At 37.6% G+C, this 25,942-nt stretch carries 22 protein-coding genes, 8 tRNA genes and 1 other RNA gene; 2 read left to right on the top strand and 29 right to left on the bottom strand.

Annotated features, from left to right (window positions below; translation table 11 throughout):
- The 25 genes from rplK to rpsU form a co-directional block, all read right to left on the bottom strand.
- Entirely contained in the window at positions 1–444 is a 444-nt protein-coding gene (rplK, locus tag MUW56_RS07160; RefSeq protein WP_089796334.1) for a 50S ribosomal protein L11, read from the bottom strand.
- A 355-nt stretch (positions 445–799) separates the two neighbouring features.
- Positions 800–1,468: a hypothetical protein gene (locus tag MUW56_RS07165; protein WP_292012554.1), complete on the bottom strand. Its 669-nt coding sequence runs from the start codon at positions 1,466–1,468 to the stop codon at positions 800–802.
- Positions 1,469–1,474: 6 nt separating this feature from the next.
- Complete coding sequence (locus MUW56_RS07170; protein ID WP_292012555.1) at positions 1,475–2,122, bottom strand: hypothetical protein; 648 nt, start codon at positions 2,120–2,122, stop codon at positions 1,475–1,477.
- A gap of 13 nt (positions 2,123–2,135) precedes the next feature.
- Positions 2,136–2,738: a hypothetical protein gene (locus tag MUW56_RS07175; protein ID WP_292012556.1), complete on the bottom strand. Its 603-nt coding sequence runs from the start codon at positions 2,736–2,738 to the stop codon at positions 2,136–2,138.
- 456 nt (positions 2,739–3,194) lie between these two features.
- The gene (nusG, locus tag MUW56_RS07180) at positions 3,195–3,737 is read right to left on the bottom strand and encodes a transcription termination/antitermination protein NusG (RefSeq protein ID WP_115928564.1); all 543 of its coding nucleotides are present in this window, start codon (positions 3,735–3,737) and stop codon (positions 3,195–3,197) included.
- 19 nt (positions 3,738–3,756) lie between these two features.
- Positions 3,757–3,963: a preprotein translocase subunit SecE gene (gene secE, locus MUW56_RS07185; RefSeq protein WP_002976410.1), complete on the bottom strand. Its 207-nt coding sequence runs from the start codon at positions 3,961–3,963 to the stop codon at positions 3,757–3,759.
- A gap of 12 nt (positions 3,964–3,975) precedes the next feature.
- A tRNA-Trp gene (locus MUW56_RS07190) sits at positions 3,976–4,046 on the bottom strand.
- 60 nt (positions 4,047–4,106) lie between these two features.
- A complete protein-coding gene (gene tuf, locus MUW56_RS07195; protein ID WP_114819435.1) occupies positions 4,107–5,294 on the bottom strand; it encodes an elongation factor Tu in 1,188 nt (395 codons plus the stop codon).
- Positions 5,295–5,557: 263 nt separating this feature from the next.
- Positions 5,558–6,658: a hypothetical protein gene (locus MUW56_RS07200; protein WP_292012557.1), complete on the bottom strand. Its 1,101-nt coding sequence runs from the start codon at positions 6,656–6,658 to the stop codon at positions 5,558–5,560.
- 9 nt (positions 6,659–6,667) lie between these two features.
- Positions 6,668–7,243 (bottom strand): hypothetical protein, encoded by a 576-nt coding sequence (locus MUW56_RS07205; RefSeq protein ID WP_292012558.1) that lies wholly within the window; start codon positions 7,241–7,243, stop codon positions 6,668–6,670.
- 215 nt (positions 7,244–7,458) lie between these two features.
- Positions 7,459–10,557: a CusA/CzcA family heavy metal efflux RND transporter gene (locus tag MUW56_RS07210; protein ID WP_292012559.1), complete on the bottom strand. Its 3,099-nt coding sequence runs from the start codon at positions 10,555–10,557 to the stop codon at positions 7,459–7,461.
- Positions 10,558–10,670: 113 nt separating this feature from the next.
- Entirely contained in the window at positions 10,671–11,759 is a 1,089-nt protein-coding gene (locus MUW56_RS07215; RefSeq protein WP_292012560.1) for an efflux RND transporter periplasmic adaptor subunit, read from the bottom strand.
- Positions 11,760–11,763: 4 nt separating this feature from the next.
- Positions 11,764–13,005 (bottom strand): TolC family protein, encoded by a 1,242-nt coding sequence (locus MUW56_RS07220; RefSeq protein WP_292012561.1) that lies wholly within the window; start codon positions 13,003–13,005, stop codon positions 11,764–11,766.
- A gap of 221 nt (positions 13,006–13,226) precedes the next feature.
- Positions 13,227–14,327, bottom strand: coding sequence for an ATP-binding protein (locus MUW56_RS07225; RefSeq protein ID WP_292012562.1), 1,101 nt, complete (start codon positions 14,325–14,327; stop codon positions 13,227–13,229).
- Positions 14,328–14,590: 263 nt separating this feature from the next.
- Positions 14,591–15,271 carry a response regulator transcription factor gene (locus MUW56_RS07230; protein ID WP_292012563.1) on the bottom strand — a complete coding sequence of 227 codons (681 nt, stop codon included), beginning with the start codon at positions 15,269–15,271 and terminating at the stop codon, positions 14,591–14,593.
- A gap of 304 nt (positions 15,272–15,575) precedes the next feature.
- A tRNA-Thr gene (locus MUW56_RS07235) sits at positions 15,576–15,647 on the bottom strand.
- A 40-nt stretch (positions 15,648–15,687) separates the two neighbouring features.
- A tRNA-Gly gene (locus MUW56_RS07240) sits at positions 15,688–15,759 on the bottom strand.
- A gap of 88 nt (positions 15,760–15,847) precedes the next feature.
- Positions 15,848–15,928: transfer RNA gene (locus MUW56_RS07245), tRNA-Tyr, on the bottom strand.
- A gap of 18 nt (positions 15,929–15,946) precedes the next feature.
- Positions 15,947–16,023: transfer RNA gene (locus tag MUW56_RS07250), tRNA-Thr, on the bottom strand.
- A 90-nt stretch (positions 16,024–16,113) separates the two neighbouring features.
- Positions 16,114–16,186: transfer RNA gene (locus MUW56_RS07255), tRNA-Gly, on the bottom strand.
- A gap of 86 nt (positions 16,187–16,272) precedes the next feature.
- Positions 16,273–16,353: transfer RNA gene (locus MUW56_RS07260), tRNA-Tyr, on the bottom strand.
- Between the two features lie 18 nt (positions 16,354–16,371).
- Positions 16,372–16,445, bottom strand: a tRNA-Thr gene (locus MUW56_RS07265).
- Between the two features lie 108 nt (positions 16,446–16,553).
- The gene (locus MUW56_RS07270) at positions 16,554–16,844 is read right to left on the bottom strand and encodes an HPF/RaiA family ribosome-associated protein (RefSeq protein ID WP_292012564.1); all 291 of its coding nucleotides are present in this window, start codon (positions 16,842–16,844) and stop codon (positions 16,554–16,556) included.
- The gene (locus MUW56_RS07275) at positions 16,841–17,728 is read right to left on the bottom strand and encodes a tyrosine-type recombinase/integrase (protein WP_292012565.1); all 888 of its coding nucleotides are present in this window, start codon (positions 17,726–17,728) and stop codon (positions 16,841–16,843) included. Before MUW56_RS07275 ends, MUW56_RS07270 begins: the two co-directional genes overlap by 4 nt.
- Positions 17,729–17,809: 81 nt before the next feature.
- A complete protein-coding gene (rpsU, locus tag MUW56_RS07280) occupies positions 17,810–18,007 on the bottom strand; it encodes a 30S ribosomal protein S21 (protein ID WP_034693154.1) in 198 nt (65 codons plus the stop codon).
- Positions 18,008–18,396: 389 nt separating this feature from the next.
- Here rpsU and MUW56_RS07285 point away from each other — a divergent pair, with 389 nt between their 5' ends.
- Together MUW56_RS07285 and ssrA are read left to right on the top strand one after the other, a co-directional pair.
- On the top strand, positions 18,397–22,227 hold the full coding sequence (locus tag MUW56_RS07285; RefSeq protein WP_292012566.1) for a gliding motility-associated C-terminal domain-containing protein: 3,831 nt from the start codon (positions 18,397–18,399) through the stop codon (positions 22,225–22,227).
- Positions 22,228–22,361: 134 nt separating this feature from the next.
- Positions 22,362–22,762: a transfer-messenger RNA gene (gene ssrA / locus MUW56_RS07290) on the top strand.
- A gap of 557 nt (positions 22,763–23,319) precedes the next feature.
- Here ssrA and MUW56_RS07295 read toward each other — a convergent pair.
- Genes MUW56_RS07295 through MUW56_RS07310 form a run of 4 tightly spaced genes read right to left on the bottom strand, consistent with a single transcriptional unit; the run spans position 23,320 to position 25,860 of the window.
- Positions 23,320–23,727: a hypothetical protein gene (locus tag MUW56_RS07295; protein ID WP_292012567.1), complete on the bottom strand. Its 408-nt coding sequence runs from the start codon at positions 23,725–23,727 to the stop codon at positions 23,320–23,322.
- Positions 23,700–25,055 (bottom strand): hypothetical protein, encoded by a 1,356-nt coding sequence (locus MUW56_RS07300; RefSeq protein ID WP_292012568.1) that lies wholly within the window; start codon positions 25,053–25,055, stop codon positions 23,700–23,702. The genes MUW56_RS07295 and MUW56_RS07300 overlap by 28 nt, the downstream gene beginning before the upstream one ends.
- Entirely contained in the window at positions 25,052–25,312 is a 261-nt protein-coding gene (locus MUW56_RS07305; RefSeq protein WP_292012569.1) for a hypothetical protein, read from the bottom strand. Before MUW56_RS07305 ends, MUW56_RS07300 begins: the two co-directional genes overlap by 4 nt.
- Entirely contained in the window at positions 25,312–25,860 is a 549-nt protein-coding gene (locus MUW56_RS07310) for an amidohydrolase family protein (RefSeq protein WP_292012570.1), read from the bottom strand. The genes MUW56_RS07305 and MUW56_RS07310 overlap by 1 nt, the downstream gene beginning before the upstream one ends.
- Between the last annotated feature and the right edge of the window lie 82 nt (positions 25,861–25,942).

The raw sequence follows: 25,942 nt of genomic DNA on the forward strand, positions 1-25,942 counted from the left end.
TTAAGCGTTAGTTGGTTTAGTTCCTGTTACTCTCAATCCCATAGATCTAGCAGTACCTGCAACCATAGAAAGAGCAGAATCCATTGTAAAGCAGTTAAGGTCTGCCATTTTGTCTTCAGCGATTTTCTTTACCTGATCCCAAGATACAGAACCTACTTTGTTTCTGTTTGGTTCTCCGGAACCTCCTTTGATTTTAGCGGCATCCATCAACTGGATCGCTGCAGGTGGAGTTTTAATAACGAATTCAAAAGATTTGTCTTCGTATACTGTAATTACTACAGGTAAAACTTGCCCTGGCTTGTCTTGGGTTCTTCCGTTAAATTGCTTACAAAACTCCATGATGTTCACACCTGCAGAACCCAAAGCTGGACCTACTGGTGGAGAAGGGTTAGCTGCGCCACCTTTCACCTGAAGCTTTACCATTTTAAAGACTTTCTTAGCCATTTTAATTTTTTTAGTTTGAATAATTAATGAGTTTGGAAGCATTTATTATTCAGCAGGTTATGCACTCACATAACAATTAACCTACTTTTCGGATTGCAAAAGTATAAAATATTTTTGAAATAGCAAACGGATATTGCTGATTTTTAAAAAGTTTAATTATTTTTTCTGGTCACCTCTTTTTTCTCAATCTATTCAGATGGTAAAAACACCTTTAAAAAAAGAAAAGAAATAACAGCATGGGATTCCTCTCAAAAATTAAGCTTCCAAAGTATGAAATTACAATCCAAAGCAAGTGAGTTTGCCAATAAAAAGATCATTTGATATCAAATGATCTTTTTATTGTAAGATAGGATTTCTAAAAACCAGATGGTTTATTAATCGTTTGTGCAGAGCCGTTTGTTCCGCTAAGATCAGCATTCACATCACTGATATTTTGTTTTGTAATCAGCCTTTTATAAGCCATCAAATAAAGATCTACCGTAAAATTATTGTACACTCTGGAGGGCGTGCTTGTATTGGTGGCAATAACTCTGCTGTCTGTAAACCTCGCTTTGATGTGCCATGTACCATTACTTTTAAAAGCTGTCACATCCGGTGATCCCTGTTTATTATCATTGATCCCGTTATCGCCGTAATCCAGCATCACACTAGTAGTCCCGTCATTCAGCTTGAATGAATAGTTATGAAGAACAACAAGAAAATTATTAGCATCTATTTTTGTGTTATAGTCGGTAATTCCCATTCCGGATACCCCGGTGAGCGAAATTTTAATATAATTGAATAACCCGCTGCTCTCCAAAGAAGGATCATACAGCTGAAGGCCGTTTTCAGAGGTAGCCAGAAAACTTCCTCCTGTCATTGTAGGTTCACCAGGATTTCTAAGATACAAAGCATCTGTATAAGATTTCCCATTGACATCCAAAGTCTCTGTAGGTTTATCGGTTTTGATTCCTACTCTACCGGTCTGGGCATTTAAAAATATTCCCAGCCCCATCATTATTGTAATATAAATTTTTCTTCTCATATTATTTTATTGAAGCCCTAACGGCGTATTAGTTGAAACTCCTGAATAAGCGGGTGAGGCTGAAGCTGAAACTGAACCATTAAATGTTCCCCAATCTTTAACCAATGATTTTTCGAATACATTCAGAGTAAGAGTCCAGGTTCCATTGGATGAAGAAACAGTACCGGCCCCTTTAAAACTTAAATTGACAGCATGATAATTCTTCCCGCCTTTTGCTATTTGAGTTACTTCTGTAGAATAAGAACCATAAGATTTGGGATTAGTACTTGTATTGGCAGCGGATACGGCAACGGTAAAAACAGCACCGGTAATCGCTACCACATATTTATTGGCATCTAATCCTGTATTTAAACTGACCACTTCATCCTGTTTCACATTTTTCAATACCACATTATACATATTGACAGGAGCTACATTTCTAAGTGAAATATCCAGCATTTTCACTTTACCCACAGGTGAGGTATCTTTTGAACGGGTAAGCAGAAGATAATTTCCTTTCGCAGCTATATTTTCAGTATCTATCAAATAGGATTCAACCAACGTTTCTCCTTCCACATCTAAAGTACCCTTAGGATTAGCTGTATTAATTCCAACCTGCCCTTTCATGCCAAAAGAGGCAAAAGCGACAAAGGCTATTGCGATAATTTCTTTCATTATGTATTGTTTTTTATTTAATTAACGGAGCTGCTGCTGCACCGGTTGTAGAAGCTCTAAGATCTTGGGTTGTATTGAATTCTTTAGCATAGGATCTGTCGTAGACCAGCAAATTCAGGGTCCATACTCCCGTAGGTAAAGAAGCATCCGGAGAGAATCCCTGATAATCGGCTTTCAGTTTCCATGTTCCTCCAGAGGAATAGGCAAATATCTGAGGAACCGGAGTCAGCCAATCTGCAGAATACGTTCTGGTAGGTTGTGTAAATCCAAAAGAAGAAATGACCACAAGGAATTTCTTAGAATTGATCTTGGTATCAAATTGATTGACCCAGTCTTTATCAGAAGGATCACAGGTGATTTTAAACTGAATAATATTGATTGGGGCCGGAGAGTTGGGAACAAAAGTATCGTTATAGGCTGTAATTTTGTTTTCCGGAGCAGGAGATTTGATGATAAAAGTATAGTTTTCATCAGCGCCTAGTTTTTCCATCGGTTTTTTGAAAACAATCCCGGATGTTTTCATGGTTCCGTTCACTGTTAATTCTTTTTCAGGCGTTACAGTGTTGATACCAACCTGCGCACTTGCAAATAATGAAGCACCTGTCAAAATGATCATTGAAGTAATTTTAGTCATTGAAGTATGTGTGTTTATTTTAGAAGTTCTCCCATCTATATTTTAATTTTTCTATTTGATACCGGTATAAACACAGAAGTATGATACTCCTGTTATACAGTGTACCAAAAAAGAAAACATAAAATTTTATGGATTATTCGATTCGTAAGTTGCAATAAGCATGCCATATACCCATGAAATCATGAAGGGAAAGACTTTTACTCATCATAAAAGCATTGTTTATCACATTAAAGTGATAAACACATGCAAGGTATAGCTTCATATAGAAGCATTCAGGAAAAGGTATGCTATTGACAGAGTACATACGCCAGCAGCAATGAACTTAAACGAACTTAAATATCACAATCAGGTTTCGTATCGTTAACGATATTTTAATTAAGGCCAGCAAACAAAAAAAGACTGCTCTAAGGCAGTCTTTTTATATTTTTATCGTATTTATTATACTTTTTCTACTTGCATATAGCTTAGCTCCATTGGAGTTTTTCTACCGAAGATCAATACAGAAACTTCAATTTTCTTTTTGTCTTCAAGAATTTTCTCAACAGTACCATTGAATCCATTGAAAGGTCCGTCAATTACTTTAACATTTTCACCTACTACATATGGAATTTCAACATCGCTTGCAAATTCTGAAAGTTCATCCATTCTTCCAAGCATTCTGTTCACTTCAGATTTTCTCATCGGAACAGGATCACCTCCTTTTGTTAAGCTCAGGAAAGATATAACTCCAGGAATGTTTTTGATAACGTGAGGAATTTCTCCCATCAGGTCAGCCTCAATCATCAAATAGCCAGGGTAGTAAGGTTTTTCTTTAGGAACTTTTTTTCCGTTTCTAATCTGAATAACCTTTTCCATAGGAATAACCACTTGAGTAACATACTGCTCAAACCCTAAACGTTTGATTTCTGTCTCAATATAGTTTTTCACTTTATTTTCCTGTCCGCTGATAGCTTTCAGCACATACCATTTCAATTCGCTCATTATGGAAAATACTTTTTAATTAATTGAACAAGTTGATTAGCATTCCTATGATGTTGCTGATTGCTTTTGAAAACAATTCATCAACTCCAAAAGTAAACAACGCCAGAATAACGGTCGCAATAGTCACTACAATAGTAGAAGACTGAAGGTCAGCCCATTTTGGCCATTCAACTTTATGTCTGAATTCGTTATAAGAACCTTTTAAAAAATCGACAAATGAACTCATAATTTATATTTGCACGGGCACAAGGATTCGAACCCTGATCAACGGTTTTGGAGACCGGTATCCTACCATTGGACGATGCCCGTAGTTAAAAAAAGCTCCGTAAAGAAGTTCCTTACGGAAGCTTTTATATTGTTTAAGATGGATTAGTCGATGATTTCAGTAACCTGACCAGCACCTACTGTTCTACCACCTTCTCTGATCGCGAATCTAAGACCCTCGTTAAGAGCGATTGGTTGTAACAATTCAACAGTGATTGTTAAGTTATCACCAGGCATTACCATTTCTACACCTTCTGGTAAGAAGATTTCACCTGTAACGTCAGTAGTTCTTACGTAGAACTGAGGACGGTATTTGTTGTGGAATGGAGTGTGACGTCCACCTTCTTCTTTAGAAAGGATATAAACCTCAGCTTTGAATTTTTTGTGTGGCTTAACTGAATCTTTCTTAGCGATAACCATACCTCTCTTGATGTCAGTTTTTTCAATACCTCTCAACAATAGACCTACATTATCACCAGCTTCACCTCTGTCTAGGATTTTTCTGAACATCTCAACCCCTGTAATAGTAGAAGTTAATTTCTCATCACCCATACCTACGATATCAACTGGATCACCAGTGTTGATAACACCAGCCTCGATTCTACCAGTTGCTACAGTACCTCTACCTGTAATAGAGAATACGTCTTCGATTGGCATCAAGAATGGTTTATCCTGATCTCTAACAGGCTGCTCGATCCAAGTATCAACTGCATCCATCAATTCTTCAACAGTCTTAACCCACTTCTCGTCTCCGTTAAGAGCACCAAGAGCAGATCCTTGGATTACTGGAGAGTTATCTCCGTCATATTCGTAAGTAGATAATAAATCTCTAAGTTCAAGTTCAACAAGCTCTAAAAGCTCAGCATCATCCACCATGTCAACTTTGTTCATGAAAACAACGATTCTTGGTACGTTTACCTGACGGCAAAGTAGGATGTGCTCTCTAGTTTGAGGCATTGGTCCATCAGTTGCAGCACATACTAAGATCGCTCCATCCATCTGAGCAGCACCAGTTACCATGTTCTTAACATAGTCGGCGTGACCTGGACAGTCAACGTGTGCATAGTGTCTGTTTTCAGTTTCGTACTCGATGTGAGCTGTATTAATAGTGATACCTCTTTCTTTTTCTTCTGGAGCAGAGTCAATAGAAGAGAAATCTTTTTTCTCAGCAAGACCCTTGTTAGCTAATACGCTACTGATAGCAGCAGTAAGAGTAGTTTTACCATGGTCAACGTGACCAATAGTACCAATGTTCAAGTGTGGTTTGTTACGATTAAACGTTTCCTTTGCCATGATTTAAAATTATTTATTTATTGTTTTTCAAATTTTCGGTGTGCAAATATAATGAATTTTTAAATACCAAAACCTTTTTATTAAAAAAAGTTTCAATATTCACATCCAATGAAGTACAAACCTTATATTTCAATGTATTGAGACTGCAAATTTACACATTTTTCCGGATTGAAAAAAAATTTCTGAAACCTTTTATGAAAAAGCCTGAAACCCAATACATTTAAAGTATCAGTTGGTTATTTCAGTCTTTATTGGAGCTCTTTTTATTCATTTCTCACGGTATCTTTTCCAAGTGATCTCATCAATAAATACAATGCCAATAAAAAAGATCCTCCCAGCATAATCAGTGCAGTGGAGTACTTCCCAAATGCAATAACGCTGAAAAAACCATCAATTATAAAACTTGCAGCGTTGGTATTAAACACTCCCAGAATCAACAGGTAAAAGACAGCAAATAGGACTGCTCCTACCCTATAACCGGGATTAAAGAGATGAGTCAATACATTTTTCACCTGATTCCTGAACGTTGCAGGGATCAAATAAGCCGGAATAAAGAGAGCATATAATCCTATTGAATACATAAAGGAGATATTCAGCATCAACAGTACATTCAGATGGAAGAAAACAGTTACCAAAAGCATACCTCTGAAAAACCTGGGGTTGAAAAAGGCTACAATAAAAACCGTTTCAAAAATAACCGTAAAATAGTCCAGGAATTCCCAAAACGCCTGCGAACTGATTTTATCATAAAAATCTGAAAGAAGATCATTCCATCCTATTATATACCTGTATTGGTTGAAAAAGATCTGGGTATATTGTGTATCCGTACTGAGCCAGCCTCCTAAAATTTTAGAAAGTCCCGCTGTAAACATTCCAAAACCGAAAATCATGCTCATTAGAAATACCGGCCATGACTTTGCCAGTTCATCCGTTTCTTTTTTAGGCTCCGGAAAGAAACTATAAACCCTGTTCCAGGGTGAAAATGACATGATCAGAACAGGGAGCGTATAGATAAAATCATGATTCACCTTTCCAAAGGAATAGGCATAATTACTGGTAGTTACATAGAGAATCATATACAATATACAGAATATTCTGGGCCTGAATCCTATCAATATAAGTAATAAGCTTGCATACATCGTATATCTGCATATCACAAAAAAAGCCTCAGAAGGAATAGTATCTGTAAAAGACAGCATACTGATGGGCGGATGCATTGCACTATTAGGAATAGAATGTATCCAGCTGTTATCTGCCACCCCTGCCCATAAAAGGAACAAAGAGAAGAATATCCGGTAAAATGCCAGGAATTCGTAACTGGGATGATAGCTCGTGAAGGGAAGTTCTTTTAGTTTATTCATCATCATATCAACTTAAAACCGAAAACTCAATACCGTGTCCTGCACTGCTTTAGTGCCCATTTTTCTTGTGGTTATATCAAAATCATTGCTTTCATTGATAATCAGCATACCGGACACTTCTTTACCGGGGAATCTTCCCCTCAGCTTTTCCAGAATAAAATTTTTACTTTCATTTACATCTACTTTCTTAATATTCCTGTTAAGAATGGATTTTTTTAATAAGTAAAGTTCTTTTTTATAAACAGGCAAAGACTGAATCCGGCTATCTAAGACCGGGTATTTTTTAGGGAAAAGTAAGTTTTGCATCAGGGTAATCTGTATCGTTCTCGGTATTTTTTCGCCCAGATAATCATTTTTTAATAAAATACTATCAGATCCATCTTTAAAAAAAACATGCGAAGTCGTCTTGGTCAGTTTGATGTATTTTCCGCTTTGGATAGGAAAAGAGGCAAATCCCGGAAAATTGAAAGAAGGATAAGTTTCTTCGATATTTATTTTAAAAATCAGCTGTAATGGTAATAAAATAACCAAACAGCCAAACAGTAAGAGTACTGATTTCTTATAGCGTTTCATATTGTTTTTTAGCATCTGTAAATTTTTTAAAAACTACCGATACGGGCTTTAAGCAGTAAAAACGGCTTCTAACAATACGGTAAATGTGGGATGCAGCATTTTTACAGATATCATTTATGTTTATGCTTTATTTTAAAGGGTCAATTTAATTATTTTCCTTGATATCGGACCACCGGGGTAAAAAAACTTAGCCCCGGATTTCATCCGGGGCTAAGTTATAAAAAACAAGATTAAATTTGTTGTAACCTTTTAGTTCTGTTAAAAATCCAGAAAATAATCGGAAAAATAAGCAGGGTAAGCACGGTTGCCGTAATAAGACCGCCAATGATCACAATCGCTAAAGGTTTTTGAGACTCTGAACCGATCCCTGTAGACAAAGCAGCCGGCATTAATCCGATAGAGGCCATAAGGGCTGTCATAATCACCGGTCTGGTTCTGGATTTTACCCCGCTTAATATCGCGGTATCGATATCCATTCCATCTTTAATATTCTGATGAAACTCCGTAATAAGAATAACCCCATTCTGAATACAGATTCCCAAAAGGGCTATCATTCCTACTCCGGCAGAGATCCCGAAATTAATTCCGGTAACATGCAGGGCAATGATACCTCCAATCAGTGCAAAAGGTACATTGGCCAGTACCAAAAGGGAATCCTTGATATTTCCAAACAGAATAAACAGCAAAAAGAAAATCATCAGGATACTCACCGGTACTACCTGTGCCAATCTGTGGGAAGCACGCTGCTGGTTTTCAAACTGACCGGTCCATCCAACAGAATAACCGTCCGGGAGCTCTATTGTAGCCACTTTCTTCTGGGCATCTGCAATGGTACTTCCCAAATCCCGGTCACGGATGGAGAATTTCACTCCGATATATCGTTTGATATTATCTCTGTAAATAAAGGCCGCTCCATTATCCTTAACAATATTACTGATTTCTTTTAAAGGGATTTTTGCTCCGTCCTGGGTAGGGACCATCAAAGAGGCAATATCATTTTCATCTGTTCTGTATTCCTGGGAATAACGAAGACGAATCGGAAACTTCCGCTCTCCATCAAACATTTCAGAAGCTGTTTTTCCTCCAAAAGCCATTTCCAGAACAGCCTGTGCATCCGCAGGCATTACCCCGTAGGCTGCCATTTTATCTCGGTCTAATACTACACTTACTTCCGGCTGGCCTATATTTTTAATAATTCCGGGATCTTTCACCCCGTCCACATCTTTTATTTTGGTTAAAACCTCATGAGCCAGTTTATCTAAGGTTTCCAGGTTATCCCCATAAATTTTGATTCCATTTTCAGCTTTGAACCCCGCTACCGCTTCTGCCACGTTATCGGAAATCGGCTGGGAATAGTTGAAGGTAATCCCTTGGTAGCTTCTCAACTTTTTATCAATCTCATTGATCAGCTCATCATAAGTAATCTTACGTTTCCATTCTTCCCGGGGCTTAAGGTTTACAGCAAACTGTACAAATCCGAATCCGTTAGGGTCTGTTCCATCATTACTTCTGCCGGTCTGAGCAAGAACATCCGTCACTTCAGAAAAACTCATAATATCTTTTTTTAAGAGCTCAGCTGTTTTAAGAGATTCTTTTAATGAGGAGCTCATCGGCATTTCTGCAGTGATCCACAAAGAGCCCTCATTCAGCTGTGGCAGGAACTCTGTTCCGAGAAATTTTCCTGAAAACAGGGTCAATGCAAGGAATGAGAGCGCTACAATCATACTCATTTTTTTATGTTTAAAGGTTATATTAAAACCTTTTAAAACAATCCTGTCCCAAAAATTGACAAACGGGTTATTCTTTTCTCTTACATTTTTATTTAAAAGAATATGAGAAAGAACCGGTACAAGAGTTAAGGTAAAGATCAATGCTCCCATCAGCGCAAACCCTAGCGTAAAGGCCAGAGGTGAAAACATCTTACCTTCCACTTTCTGGAATGAGAAGATAGGAATCAGAGAGGTGATAATGATCAGCTTGGAGAAGAAGATCGCTTTTCCCAACCCTGTTCCGGTCTGTTTGATCCAGCCTCCTTTTGCCAGTTTATTAAATTTCTCCATCCCGTACTTGTGTGCTTTGTGGTCGAGCATTACAAAGAGTCCCTCCACCATGACGACGGCTCCGTCAATGATGATCCCGAAGTCAACCGCTCCCAGGGAAAGGAGGTTGGCACTCATTCCTGCCAGTTTTAAACATAAAAAGGCAAACAACAGGGATAAAGGAATAATGATAGAGACAATAAGTGTTGTCCTCCAGTCTGCCATAAAGATCAAAACAATCACCGTTACCAGGACAATTCCTTCAATCAGGTTATGCATTACGGTGTGCGTGGTGAAGTCCATCAGGTTGTCTCTGTCATAGAAGGTAACCATTTTTACATCTTTTGGAAGGACCTTTTCATTAAGCTCTTTGATCTTTGCCTTCACTCCAACCAAAACTTCTCTCGGGTTCTCCCCTTTTCTCATAACAACGATTCCTTCTACGGTATCATCATGGTTATTCAGTGCCGCCTGTCCTACTCTAGGCATAGAGCTTTCATGGACTTCCGCCACATTTTTCACTAAAACAGGGTTCCCGCTGTCATTCTGAATGGTAATATTTCCGATATCTGCTACAGATTTTACCAACCCTATTCCCCTTACCACATAGGCCTGTCCATTTTTTTCAATAACATCTCCTCCTACATTCAGGTTACTTTTCGTTACAGCATCATATACCTGAAGCGGGGTCAGGTTATATTTATCTAATGCTCTCGGATCAATACTTAATTCGAAAACTTTATCCTGTCCTCCGAAAACATTAATATCCGCGACTCCGGGTACTCCTCTTAAAGCGCGGTCAATCACCCAGTTCTGTAAGGTAAGCAGTGTTCGCGAATCTTTTGTTTTGCTTTCCAGTGTATATCTGAAAATTTCACCGGTAGGCCCGTAGGGTGGCTGTACTTCAGGATCTACCTCATCAGGAAGGCTAATGGTTCTTAATTGGTTGTTGACCTGATTTCTGGCAAAAGTATCATCCACCCCGTCATCAAACAGAATTTTAACAATGGAAAGCCCGAACATCGTGGTACTTCTCACACTGGTTTTCTTCTGAACCGGGCTCATGGCCAATTCGATGGGCGTCGTCACAAAACGTTCTACTTCTTCTGCACTCCGTCCATTCCATTGGGTAATAATTACGATCTGAGTATTGGTGACATCCGGAAAAGCTTCAATAGGCATATTTTTGAAACTTATAAAACCGGATATTGCCAAAATGGCTACCCAGATAAAGGTAAATGCTTTATTTTTTAATGAAAAAGCGATTATATTTTTAATGAATTTATTCATGATAGATAAATTGATGACCTAAAAAAGCCGTTGAAAGAAAAATGTTTTTTTAACACCTATTAAAATGTTCATTTCTTATTCAACCTGTAAGGCTAAATAATGTTTAATAGGGTCTAACTGTTCAAAGAACGGTATATCAGCAGCTGATTGTTCGTAATCACTTCCTCCCCTTCCTTGAGGCCGTCTGCAATATACGTGATATCACCTACCTGTTTCTGAACCTTCACTTCTCTGATTTTTACGTCTGTTCTGGATTTAAAAATCACAACAAAGCTCTTATTATCATCAAAAATCACAGCTTTAGACGGAACGGTCAACATACTGCTGCTCTCTAAACTGGAAACTTTTATGGTTGCTTTACTGTCCGGGATCAGCAGTCCATTCGCATTATCCAGAACCACTCTGGCCTGCATCGCATTCGTTTGCGGGTCAATGATTTTAAATATTTTATCAATTTTACCGTCAAAAAACTTATCGGGATAAGAAAGGGTAGAAACCTGTGCCTTCATTCCCAGGCTGATTTTATCAATATCAGATTCATTGACATTCATGATTGCCCATACATTAGTCGTATTGGCAACGTCAAAGATATTATCACTCCGGTCACTTCTCAGCTGCATATCCTTATTGATACTTTTCTGAACAATATATCCGCTGATGGGTGCCACCACACTGTAGATATTTCCTGTTTTTACGTTATACACCGTACTTACTGCTGCAGCTCTCTGCAGTTGGTCCTCTGCTTTCTGCAGCTGGCTTCTGGCTTCCAGGACGTCTCTTTCTGTATTCAGCTTTCCTTCATACAGTTCTTTGGCAACCCGTAAATTATTTTTAGCAACGACCAAATCAGTTTTTGCATCACTGACATCTTTTTGAATTTCCGCCAGCTCTGTACTTCTGATCGTGGCCAGTACCTGCCCTTTTTTCACGTAATCTCCCAATTCCACGTTCACACTCATCACATTCCCTCCTACAAGCGGATAGACATCTATATAACTATTCTTGTCGGCAGAGATCTTTCCGTAAAAGCTGTATTCATCTTCTATATTCTTTTTTTCAACTTTTGCTAAAGAGATGGAATTCAACATTGTATTACTCAGTTCAAACCCTTTTTTAGACTGAGCTGCTGCTGCAGGCTCTTCCTTTTTTGAACAGGCTATTAATGATAAAGCCATTAATCCGGGGATAATATATTTTTTCATGGTTTTAATAGAATATTTTCGTTTGTACTAATTGATTAAGCTGTTCTGCCGACTGCATGATTTCATTTTTCATGTCATAGATCTGGAGAGCGGTCTCCCTGTAACTGTCCATAAAATCTGTAAATTCAATAAGATTCACATTCCCTTTTCTGAAATTGGTCAGCATCCCGTTATACACCAGATCCATATTCTGCAGATCTGCGGTTTTGATATCCAGTAATTGCTCATATTGTGCTTTCCAGGTTTTGTAGGCAGACTGCACCTTTGTTTCAAGGGTTAATTTCTGAAAATCTGCGTTTTTTTGATTCTGCTGAATCGCATAATTGGCTTTTTCCACATTCCCCTGATTGGCTCTCCATAGCGGTAAAGGAATTCCCAGGGTCAGATTGACTTCATTATTAAAGGTACCTCCCGCCTGATCCCATGCTGCTCCTACATTCAGATCCGGTACATTCAGTGATTTCTGCCATTGGGCATAAAGCTTACTGTTGTCAATTAATTTTAAATTGTAACGATAATCCGCATTATTTTCCAGGGCTTTGCTTTTGAGCTCGTCTTCATCACCAAAAGGCTGCGCTGCGAGCACTTCTTTAGCTTCAGATTCAGACATTGTTGGATCTATATCTTCTGAAACTCCGGTTAAAACTTTTAAATTCTGTTCAAAATCAAGAATGTTTTTATTGATCTCAAGCTTATCATGATTCAGCTGGATCACAATGCTCTGTAGTCTTACAGCATCCTTAAGAGAAACATTTCCTTTGGCTGACTGTATTCGGTAAGCACTTAAGAGGTCATTCATATACCCTAACTGCTTATTGGTATTCTCTAATTTTAACTTTTCGTAGTAAAGATTGAAATAAGTGGTCCGAAGCTGAGCCCTCAAATCAACCAGAAGCTGGGAAAACTGCAGCTGGGCCAGCTCTTTATTAGATTTTGCGAAGGCTATCTCATTTTTCTTCTTACCTCCCATATAAATTAACTGCGTAATCCCTCCTCCTTTTGAATGTCCAACATCAAAAAACTTTCTATCCTGAGGATTGTAGGCATTGAACTGTCCGCTCAATTGCGGCAGTTCCCAGATTTTAGCCTGTAGAATATCTGCATCAGCCATACTGATATTGTATTGTTCGGCGAGCAGCTGGAGGTTATTCTTCTGAAAAGCTTCTTCGCAATCCAAAAGAGACATTTGCTGTTGTGCCGCCATGAATGAGGAAATGGCCAAAAACAGCACTGCAATTTTGTTCATTATTTTTATTTTTAAATTACAAAATTGCTTTGATGCGATTAAAAGAAACTTAAATGATCCTTAAAAAAAAATTAAAATCTCCTTAAACAGGACGTTTAAGGCCCTATACATATCCGAAAAATGTTGAAATTTTTCTCTATATATTGAATTTTCATTTAAAATTCAATCCAAAGTTTACCAAAATTGAGGAATAAGATTTTATATCATAAGGATAAGAAAATCTATTTTTTAAAAACCACGGTGAATGTATTCAGATATTCTGCCGGAGTGGAATATAAAATTTCGGCATCATGGTATTCCAGAATCCTTTTAACAATTCTGAGCCCTAATCCGGATCCGGAGATATTCTGTGCATTGTTTCCCCTTGTAAAAGCTTCGAATAATTTAGACTGCTCTTCAGCCGGAATGGTATTTCCATGAGAAACGACATCTACGGAAAGACGATCATTCGTTTCCGTTATTAATACCTTTACTTCGGCCGTATCAGAATAGACCGCTGCGTTTTTGAATAAATTAATGAATACAATAATGAGCAGTGAGTGTATTCCGTTTATTGTGAGAAAGGCATTTTCCGAAGTTTCTTCCGTAATTAAAAAATCCAGTTTAAGGGCCGGATAACTTTTTTCGACAGCTTCAAAGGCTTCAAAAATAACTTCATCAATCCTTACCTCTTCATAAATGCTCTGAATATTTTCTTTATCAAATTTGGTAAGCAACAGCAATGAATTGGTCAAATCTGACAGCTGGTATACATCCCGCTGGATCTGTTGCAGTGCTGACAGTGTTTTAGGCGAGTGTTGTTCAAATTTTATCAGATTTTCCAGCTGAAAAGCCATTCTTGTAATAGGAGTCCTGATTTCGTGCGAAGCACTGGCGGTAAAATCTTTCTGGGACTGAAAGACATCATTCAGTCTTCCGATCATTGTATTGAAAGATTTTGCAAGAACACTTACTTCATCATTGGACTGCTGAACGGGGATCTGCGTTGTCAGTTTATGAGCGGTAACCTCTGAAATTTCCTGGTTCAGATCTTCCAAAGGCCGTAAGAATTTTTCCACGAAATAATAGCTGAAAAAACCAATGAGAAGCGTACTCATTACATAAGATAAAATCAAAAGATATTTAAGATACGTCAGTTTTGATTTTCCATTGGTGTCAAAAGCGCTGGTAAGGATGTAATAATTCTCACCTTTGATGTTTCTCAGTGCTGCATAAACCTCCGGAACCGTTTTTTCCGTATAGATAATCTTTTTTTTATCCAGCTCTTTAAGCATCGTATTATCCCAGGTAACATTCCTGTCCTTGATCGTACTGTAGATCAATTCTTTTTTGTCATTGAAAATTAAAATCTTTTCATTTAAAAGAATATTGTCTGAATTCTCATTAAAAAATACCGGGCCTCTTCCTCAAAATCTTTAGATCTAAAGATAAAGTGAGTGGTAAATTCAAGTCTCTGCCTGAACCTTTCTTTAAATTCATCCCTTCTAAAATCATTAAAAGATAAATAAATAACGGACATTACCATTCCAAAAAGTAATGAAAAGGCGATGCTGATCGTTAAAGCAATCTTTCTTTTTAAAGACATTTATAATGGACTTAAATAATATCCGAAACCGGAGCGTGTATGGATGAGCTTTATTTTAAAATCTTTGTCGATCTTTTTCCTTAAGAAGTTGATGTACACCTCTACCGTATTGGTGTTGGTATTAAAATTATGTTCCCATACATGTTCTGTGATCTGCTGCTTGGAAACGGTTCTTCCCTGCGCTTCTGCCAAATAGACCAGGAGCTGAAACTCTTTCAGGGTAAGCGTAATTTCATTCCCGCCACGGTACACCTTCTGTTCTGTTTTATTGATAATAAGATCATCGATTCTGATAATATCCTGATCTGAGGTATCTGAAGAGGTCTTTCTTCTCAACAATGAATTGATTCTTAAGAGAAGCTCTTCAAACTGAAATGGCTTTACAAGATAATCATCGGCCAATCTTGTGAAGGCATCTTTTTTATCGGAGATATCTCCATAAGCAGAGATTATAATGATAGGGGTATTTTTATCAAAGGAACGGATCGTCTGACAAACATCCAGTCCGTTTATTTTAGGAACATTGATGTCCAGCAGATACAGTTGATAGGTATTATTTTTAATCTGGCGGAGAAAGGTTTCTCCGTCATAGATTTTATCACAGCTAAAATTATTTGATTCTAAAAACCGGCAAAGCTCTGCTGAAAGAATGAGATCATCTTCTAATAAAAGAATATTCATCAAAAATATATTTTACACGAATTTAGCGAAAATTTTATGATTGCAATTCTAAAGATGCTATAAAAAATCAGGAACAGGATGCTGATCAATTTCCGGGAACTCCATTGAAGGTATTAATAGCGATCTATTTTAAGCCGGTCTTAAGAAGCAGAAAAAGAAATCCATCTCATTAATTCCTATCAAACAGATGTAAAAAACATACAAAACCTATTCTCTATTTTTTATCGAAGCAAGATCTTTCTATTCTATATTACTGTTAAAATTTGGGCAAAAAAATTCCCGAAGGAAATTCGGGAGTATCGAGAGCCAACTACGGGACTTGAACCCGTGACCTCTTCCTTACCAAGGAAGCACTCTACCGCTGAGCTAAGTCGGCATTAATTAAAAAAATCACACCGGATAGCGTGATTTTTTTGAGCGGAAGACGGGGTCGAACCCGCGACATTCAGCTTGGAAGGCTGACGCTCTACCAACTGAGCTACTTCCGCAATTTTGTTTCCAAAACTATTGGTAAACGCTGTGCAAATTTAAGAAAAATCCTTTACATCTGCAAGTTTTTTTTTATAATATAAAATGTGGGGAGAGCAGGATTCGAACCTACGAAGCCGAAGCAACTGAGTTACAGTCAGTCCCATTTAGCCACTCTGGAATCTCCCCAGATATTTTATATTAAAATGGAGCCTCCAGAGGGATTCGAACCCACGACCCCGAGATTACAAATCACGTGCTCTGGCCAACTGAGCTATGGAGGCATTTTAATAAATGGACTGAAAGTGGTTGAGAAACTCTACTCTATACATTTCAGTGTTAAAAAAAATCACCCTAAAGGTGTGATTCTTTTGAGCGGAAGACGGGGGTCGAACCCGCGACATTCAGCTTGGAAGGCTGACGCTCTACCAACTGAGCTACTTCCGCAATTTTGTTTCCAAAACTATTGGTAAACGCTGTGCAAAACTAAGAATAATTCTTGAGACTTGCAAGTTTTTTTCATAATATAAAAGTGGGGAGAGCAGGATTCGAACCTACGAAGCCGAAGCAACTGAGTTACAGTCAGTCCCATTTAGCCACTCTGGAATCTCCCCAAAAGTTTATATTAATAGAGCCTCCAGAGGGATTCGAACCCACGACCCCGAGATTACAAATCACGTGCTCTGGCCAACTGAGCTATGGAGGCAAATTAAAAAAGAATTCAAAAGATCGCTGTTCCTTTTTTGCGAGTGCAAATATAGAACGGATTTTTTGAATTCTCAAATTTTTTATAAACTTTTTTTAACTTTTTTTCCTAAGCCATTTCTTTTTTCTTGATTAGTAGCTTTTTAGCAGTATCAACACAAAGGTCCAGACTTTCTTCAAAACTTGCAGATGTCTTCTTTACTACGATATCGTCTCCCGGAACCGCCAAAATAATCTCAGCTGTTTTGTTAGCTTTATCCGAGTTATTTTCAACTTTCAAAAACACTTTACACTCCTGAATTTTGTCATAGAAGGTATCAAGTTTGCTTACTTTTTTGTCGATGTGTGATTCTAGTGGTTCGTGTGGAGTTAAACCAATTGATTGTACTGAAATCTTCATAATTCTTCTTTTTTTGTCGCTCGAGGGTGAGCTTGATTAAACACTTTTTTCAATTGTTCAATATTAGCATTCGTATAGACCTGAGTACTGGCAAGACTCGAATGCCCTAATATTTTTTTTACTTTGGAGATCTCCGCCCCATTGTCCAACACGTGAGTAGCAAAGCTATGCCGAAGGATATGAGGACTTCTTTTTTCCTTTGTTGTTATAAGACTAAGGTACTTATTAACTACCACATAAACAAATTTTTCGTTGAGTTTTTTCCCCTTCTTATTCACAAAAAAAAAGGATTTACATTCTGCCTGCGGATTTCTTATCTCCAGATAATTTTTAAGGAGCCCAGACAGGTCTCCGGAAATAGGAACAACCCTTTCTTTATTCCCTTTTCCAACGACTTTTAATTCATTTCCGTATATATCAACATTCTCAAATATCAGGCCACAAAGTTCAGCCTTCCGCATACCGGTTTGATAAAGCACCTCTATGATACATTTTTCAAGCACATCATGGCTCTGTTCTAAGATCCTTTCGCTTAGATCCGTCATTTCCTCCTGGGACATAGGAATCTGTTTTTCAGGATAAAACTTCAATGAAGAAATTCCCTCTACAGGAGAAACTTTAATCTCCCCTATTTTTAAAAGAAAAAGAAAAAAGCTCCGGAGTGAAGACAATTTTCTATTGATACTTCTTTTAGAAATATCATTTTCGCTTAATTCTACAATAAAATTCCGGATTATTTTTTTGTCCGATCTGGAAATATCTTCTGATGACTCTGTTTTAAGATAAAAACGAGAAAAGTCCTCAAGGTCTTTTTTATAGCTTGTAATGGTATGGGGAGAATACCTCTTTTCGAATTGTAAATATTCTAAAAATTTATCCAACATCGCTTTAGGTATAAAAATAAAAATTCACTCCTCAAATATAAGAATTTAAGAAGTGAATTAATATATGGTTAAGAAAAAATCTTAAGCCTGCTCTTCTTTGCTAAGTGCTCTTTGTTTGTAAGCTGCTTTTAGTCTAGCTTGTCTTAGAGTCACAGAAGGCTTAATAAACTGTTGTCTAGATCTTAATTGGCGAACTGTACCCGTTTTATCAAATTTTCTCTTGTATTTCTTTAAAGCTCTGTCGATGGATTCACCATCTTTTACCGGAATTATTAACATATTTTACATCTCATTTTGGATTGCAAAAGTAGACATTTTTTATTAAAACACAAAACTTCAACATCTTTTATTCAAAAAAATAATCTAAAATACTTTATTAAAAGTAATTTCCAGCAATACTTTTTATTGATTGGGTTACTATGTAGAATTCCGCTCTCTCTCACGATTTTCCCTTATGATAAACCTGAAAAATATACAAACAAATAAAGGCTTTAACAATTAATCTATAAAAATTTAATTAATTTACTGAAAATACCATAAAATAATTTATAAAATTCACCTTAATCAACTTTATAATTAAAAATAAACGTAATCAATTAATTACCAGAAACTTAAATAGAAATTAATAAGAAAAAATATTATTTTTGTTAAAAAGCAAAATACAAGCGATGGCAAAAAAACTACTCTTTCTATTTCTACTTATCTCCAGCCCGTTCCTTTCAGCACAGGAAGACTGTATTTCAGCAATTACCGCATGCGGAAACTCCAATATTAATTATACTCCTTCAGGAATTGGAAATAATAATGAAAATCTCGGAGGATGCCTGTCTAACGAAAATCATTCAGTGTGGTACAAATTCACAATCGCAACCAGCGGAACGCTTACTTTTGATATTACCCCCACAGGACCGGTCGATTACGACTGGGCGGTCTACGGGCCTAACGTAAACTGCTCCAACAGAGGGACACCTATCCGATGTAACGCCTCCGGGGATTACGGAGCTACCGGCCTGAACATGAGCAGTACTGCCATAAGTGTACCCGGCGGTAGCGGTAACCCCAGATACTGCAGATTTATGGATGTACAAGCCGGACAGACATACTATTTATATATAGACAACTGGTCTACTACCGTTTATACATTTAATTTAACATGGGGAGGAACCGCAACGTTCGTTTCTCCTTTTACCAATACGACCATTGCACCGAATCCTTTCATTCCGCCAGGAAATGCAGGACCTACCGCAAGCTCTCCAAGGGAAATAAATATTTGCGGAAGTACGGCGACTTTCGACTTCAGTAGTTTATCTTCCGGAATTTTAAATGGAAATTCCAATTTCTCCGTATCGTATTACAGCACGGCCAACAATGCAGCAACAGGATCGAACCCCATTACCGCCCCAATGACCGTAAATACAAATACAACTTATTATTACAATATAAGCTATCAGGATCCGAACAGCCCGAATAATTCAAATAACTCATGCAAGCAGACCAATGCAATTGTTTTTAAAGACAAGAGCTTAACCGCTTCGATCACCGCTTCATCAACACAATTATGTCCAAACGGAAATGTTACTTTAACATCAAGTAATACAACCGGAAATACATGGTCGACCGGAGAGACTACCCAATCAATCACCGTGACCACTCCCGGAACTTATACCTTAACAAGCACAAACGGTATTTGCACTAGTCCACAGGCCTCTGTAACAATTACCCAGGATACAGATCCGAATGTACAGATCAATGGAAACCTGACCCTTTGTGACGCCACCTCCACTACTCTTACAGCAACCTCAACGGGAACCGGAAATACCTATCTGTGGTCAACCGGATCAACAGCTGCCTCAATTAATGTGACAAGTCCGGGAACGTATACTGTAACGGTAAAAACTCCGGCAAATTGCCAGTACACAAAATCCGTAACGGTAATACAAGGCATCATTCCGGCAGTTCAAAATGCCACTTTAACGGATTGCTCCAATGCAACAACAGCCACTTTTAATTTACTATCCGCTCAAACAAGCATCAGTACAACCCCGGGAGTAACTTTTGATTATTATGTCAATCAGGCAGATGCCGCTGCCGGCAATACCAATACCATCGCAACTCCCGCAGCTTATACTTCAGGAAATGCAACGATTTATGTCAGAGTGAAATCAACGACCTGTTCGAAAGTAGCTTCATTACAATTAAATGTAACACAACTAGCAGCACCAACGATTACAAGCACATCTTCAACAATCTGTTTTGGAGGAAATGTGGTATTAACATCAAGTGCCGCAACAGGAAACACATGGTCAAACGGAGCAACAACACAATCCATTACAGTAACAGCCGCAGGAACTTATTCTGTAACGACTTCTAACGGTGCATGTACAAGCGCTCCGGCTTCAATTACTTTAACAGCCGAAAACGATCCCAATCTTCAGATCTCAGGAAACTTAGTGGTTTGCGGATCCACATCTGTTCTGACAGCCACTTCTAACGGAACCGGAAATACCTACACCTGGTCAACAGGAGCTACGGGAAATACCATTTCGGTTTCCGCATCAGGAACTTATAGCGTAACGGTAAAAACCCCGGCCAATTGTCAGTACACAAAATCTGTAACGGTAATTCAGGGAGCTATTCCAACAGTTCAGAATTCATCTTTAAGCTTATGTTCCAATTCAAATACAGCAACATTTAATTTAACTTCAGCTCAGCCGAATATCAGTACAACCCCGGGAGCCACTTTCCATTATTATTTAAATCAAGCAGATGCTTTAGCAGAAAATAACAATACCATCGCAACTCCAGCCGCTTACACTTCAGGAAACACCACCATTTATGTTCTTGTAAAATCCGGATCTTGTTCAAAGATTGCGGAATTACAATTACTTGTTAATTTAAAACCCATTCCTACGATTACCGCTTCATCTCATGTAATTTGCTATAATGGCGCCGTTACTTTAACCTCAAGCGCTGCAACAGGCAACACGTGGTCAAACGGAGCCACAACACAATCAATCACCGTCTCAGCTCCGGGAACCTATACTTTAACTTATAACAACGGAACCTGTACTAGTGATCCTGTCTCTATAACCATCACCCAGGGTACAAATCCAAATGTTCAGATCTCAGGAACTTTAACATTCTGCGAAGGATCTTCAGCCACATTAACAGCCACGGCAAACGGAACGGGAAATACCTTCTTATGGTCAAACGGAGCGACAGCCGCAACGACGACAGTAAATACGCCAGGAACTTATACGGTAACAGTGACAACTTCAGACGGATGTCAATACACGAAATCTGTAACGGTAACAATGGATCCTGCGATTATCATTACTATCAGCACTCCGGAACAAATCAACTGTACAAATGCCCAGATTACTTTAAATGCAACAGCCTCAGTCTACCAACCCGGAGCAACATTCTTATGGACCGCAACAGGAGGCGGAAATATTGTTTCCGGAGCCAATACATTAACTCCGACTGTCAATAACTCAGGAACTTATACCTTAACCATTACCAGTCCAACTCCAAATGGATGTGTAAAACAAGGTTCAGTAACTGTTGTTAAAAATGTGACACCACCAATAATCAGTGTTTCTGCACCAAAATTATCAATCTGCAAAGGCGAATCCATAACCCTTACAGCAGCAGGCGCCCATACGTATACCTGGACGGGATTAACAGGAAACGGAAATACACAGATCGTTTCTCCAACTTCTACAGCAACGTACACGGTAACAGGAGTAGGAGCAAATGGCTGTTCATCAACAACTCCGGCAACCATCACCATTACCGTGGTCCCGGAAATCGTTTCAGCGCTGCATAATATTGAAATTTGCAAAGGTGACAAAGGAATTCTGGATGCAGGAAGCGGACCGAATTACACCTACGTTTGGAGCACAGGAGCTACAACTCAAACCATTAATGTAGATACAGCGGGAACCTATTCTGTAACGATAAGTAACGGCGTCTGTTCAAAAATATTTACTGCAACCGTCGGATATATTGTTACGCCTCAAATTAAAGAAATTATATATAACAATAATCTTTTAACAATTATCGCTCAAAATAACGGAAACGTTCCTTTGGAATATTCAATTGACGGAGGGATCATATGGCAGACATCCAATACTTTTAATGTTCTTAGAAATACCCAATATTCAATACGGGTAAGAAACAGAGGAGCAACATGTGATACAACAGCAGTATATTACACATTCTTTATGGCCAATGTAATCACTCCAAACGCTGATGGCAGAAATGATATCATTGATTTCAGCGAGATCAGTAAATACGGAAATTTTGAAGGCGGTATTTTTGACAGGTATGGAAAAGAAATATTTAAACCAACTTCAAAAACTCCGATCTGGGACGGAAAACACCTTGGAGGACCTCTTCCAACCGGAACTTATTGGTACCGATTGTTCTGGGAAGATAAGATCAGCAAAAAAACCATACAGTCTTCAGGATGGATCCTTTTAAAAAACAGAGACTAGAGTCCATAAGAGTGCCGGAATAATCCGGCACTCTTTATTGTTATCATTTCTTCGATACCATTAATATTAAAAACCTATCAACAATAGTGATGGTATTTAAACAAAAGTCTTATCTTTGCATTCACTTTATTTATGGGGTTGACTGGTTTCGACAGCAAGGTCAATGGGTAAGTAAGCATGCAGAGAACCGTAGCGCGATCTCTATAATCCCTTGCTACAAAATTTTAACTGGCAACGAAGAGTTCGCTCTTGCAGCTTAATATCGAAGTATAGTAGATCAAGCGTTTTCCCGAAGATTTTAGTAGGGAAGCAAGATATTCCACAAATGCTCCGTTCTGCGGCGTTTGATCCTGGGATATAGGAATGCGGAAATAAGGTTTTAGAAGCTTCGGCTAAAACACGAAAATTTAGAAGATAAGCTGGAAGTTGGGTGTCTGCTCTCTGCCTCCAGTCGAAAACCAATAGCAGAATAAGCATGTAGAAAGCTTATGTATTGCTTGTTTGGACGAGGGTTCGAATCCCTCCAACTCCACAAAAACCACTGATTATCAGTGGTTTTATTTGTTATTAGACAACATTTAGACAACAAATTCATTTTTATTTATTTTTTGAATAATTCAATAGTTCATCCACACGACAATTAAATAACCTCTAAAACCATTTATCCGTCTTTGCTTTATCACTATCACAGTAGTAAAAGCATACAGAAAATACACATCACTTAGCAAATTAGGGATGGATAAAACTATACTTACAGAGAAAAAGTTGAAATTTTATATTGAGAATGTAAATCCGAAGAAGCCACCCCCTATTTTTAAAGTCGTTTTTCTTTTTAGCAAGGGAAGGGTAGTTTTATACACATACCCCGTTCTCTCGAATTTACTAGATTTTTTCAATTAAGGTGTTGAGGTATTCCTATAATGAGTTCCACATCCTTTGTGCATACTCCGATTTTAAGGTTTTAAAATAAAATTTGATACATTATTAGCACCTAGCAAGAGATAATGCCTAAAATAACACATGGTACAAGGTGAAAATGAAAATGTAAATCTTGCTTATTTAATATTTATATTCTCCTATGGAATTAGAGATTTATTTCGATTTTATTCCAAGGCTATTCCGATTTTCCCAAGAAATTTTTATAGACTCAAATCCTTCGATTACGATAAGTAGATATGGGCTTCCTGTGTAATTTGCCATCTGTTCTCGCCCATCAGCATCGGTAATTATTGTAAGTCCAGGAGTTGATACTTTAGGCAAAAGATGATTAAATCCTGTGCTATTTCCTTTTTCTAGCTCAAGTAATTCTTGTATATTTTCATTTGTAAGACTATTCCATTCGGCTTTGACTATAGTATCAACTGCTTTTGTAGTAGTTATTATTTTACAAGAAAATAAAATAGCATTTAAAAGCTGTCTTATTTTCTGTTGGTTAGGATCAGAGATCAACATCGAACTAGAAATATCTACAATTAAATGATTTGCGGGATGAGTATCCAACAATTTTTGCTGTTCTTCTGAAAAAAAGTAAGGGCTGCCAATTTACTTTGCAATGAACGTATAAATTCCTCTTGATTATCGGAAATAGGACGCACCTCACCCAAAACTTCATTACGGAACTCATAATGTAGTTTAAGCGCATCAGATGTTTTACCATAGTTTACAAGAAAAATATGTGCATTTGGACAGCCTATACTATAATCCCTGATCGCATCCCCAAAATTAGAATTGCTTGGTTTTCTATATTGCTTGACCTCGATTACTACTTTAGCATCTTTAGCTTCTATTCCTTTTTTGAAAAGAATATAGTCTGGTTGAATTGCTCCATTACGTTCTTTGCTTTCTAGTTCAGCTTTCAAACGCATTTCAGAATACAATAATAGCTCTACATTTGTAGAATGGACGGTAATAAGATGTGTTGGTCTAAAAGGCATTTTCAGCACTCCATCTGTATGGTGAACTGTTAAGGGATAGCCTTCAAGGGATTTTTCAATATTAGTAAGCATCCAGGCCGAATATAATTCATGACGCCTTTTCCAGATAGGAAGGTTAAGCAGATTAGTTAATCGCTTTACCATTCGATCTTCGGTGCTTGTAATAATAGGAAAAGAGTCAAAAAAATCCTTCAACTTAGCTGAAAGTTCATGAGCTTTGATCGACTTATTTAATCCATCCATCTTATTTATCCGCTCTACCCTAGAGAACATTACATCCAGAAAATTTGAGGGCCAGCGGTCATGAAGATTACCCTTAAGAAAATCAAGGGGCCATGAATTAATCGTATGAAAATTATTTTCCATTTGTTCTTCCATCTTATTATATGCTATCATCCTTTTTCGATCAAAAAAGATGCAAGAGCTTACAAAGCTTTTCCAAATATTCATACAGAGCTCTAACTGTTGATCAAGCTCTTTCTCATCAGTAATTGGTGTATCAATCGTTGGGTTTCCAATTTTATCTATTTCTGTATTGTTTAAATTATTGATCCAGTTACGAACAATTTTTGACATAGGCTGGATCATAATAGGAGTGGCATTAATTGGTGTTACCACGTAGTCTTCTCTCAGTTGTTGTGGAGCTTCATTATTATTAGATACGTCTTCTGAAAACAACCTATTGAGATTAAATAAAAGGCCCTGATCATTCACTTTACCAATATGTAGGCTTTTAACTTTCTCTAATTCTAAAATTGCAGCTCTGAAATGTTCCAATTTAAACTGAAGTTCACCTATAACTTTACTATTAAAGTCAAATTCGATTTTTAGTTCTTTATCAACCTGTTTTATTTCATACTTCTCAAAAAAGGCACAAAGATCGCTCATCATCATTCCATACGGTTCAAGGACAGAAAAATAGCAGTAAGAAGTTGTTCTACACTAATATTATTTTTCTCAAGGTCATCTGGGAATGAACTTCTTTCATTGATATTGAGTTGCTGATAGAGTCCAGTCTGTGTTTCATTGTCTTCAGCAATATCTTTATCAAAAAATACAATGTCTAATCCGGCACCGTTTAAAAGTGATCTCCATAGGTCCGATGCACTTTTAATAGGTTCAATAGTTGAGTTATAGTTTTTTTTGCCCATTATTTAACATATTTATCGATATTGTTATAAAGAAAGGTTTGGGGGTTTTGTCTTGTAATTAGCTCCAGCTCATTGTCGCTCAATCTTCCTGCGGTATCTGCCCACATTTGTTTATCACTTTTCTGGCTGCGCACAACATAAAAATCACTTCCATAAAGGATACGGTCACTGATCCCACTATCTTTTTTCAAAAGTGATTTTAGAAGAGGAAATATCTTCTCATCATGGAGAATATAACTGATATCGGCATAGACATTAGGATGTTGCAGCATCAGGCTATAAATAATCGCAAACCATGTGTTATATCGCCATGAATTTTCCAATGTTGTTGGAATAAAATTTATACCCTTCCCTAATGGATTTGTGAAGCCGTTTTCAGAGACATATCTGTCTCGTTCCATATATTTTGCCCACTCGTCTTCTCCTCCAAAATGACCAAAACATATTTTAAGATTATCAAGGTTCTTCGCGAGTGGCTGATCATAAGTAGTATAACCAAACATTGAATACAATTCATGATCATTGTAATGTTCCAGTACTAACTTCAAATATCGTTCATCTAGCAGACAGAGATAGTTTAGGGGATGGGTAAAGTTGGTAGAAAAATCACTATTGTTAAGTTGGTCGAGC

Source organism: Chryseobacterium sp., from assembly GCF_022869225.1.
Taxonomy (GTDB): domain Bacteria; phylum Bacteroidota; class Bacteroidia; order Flavobacteriales; family Weeksellaceae; genus Chryseobacterium.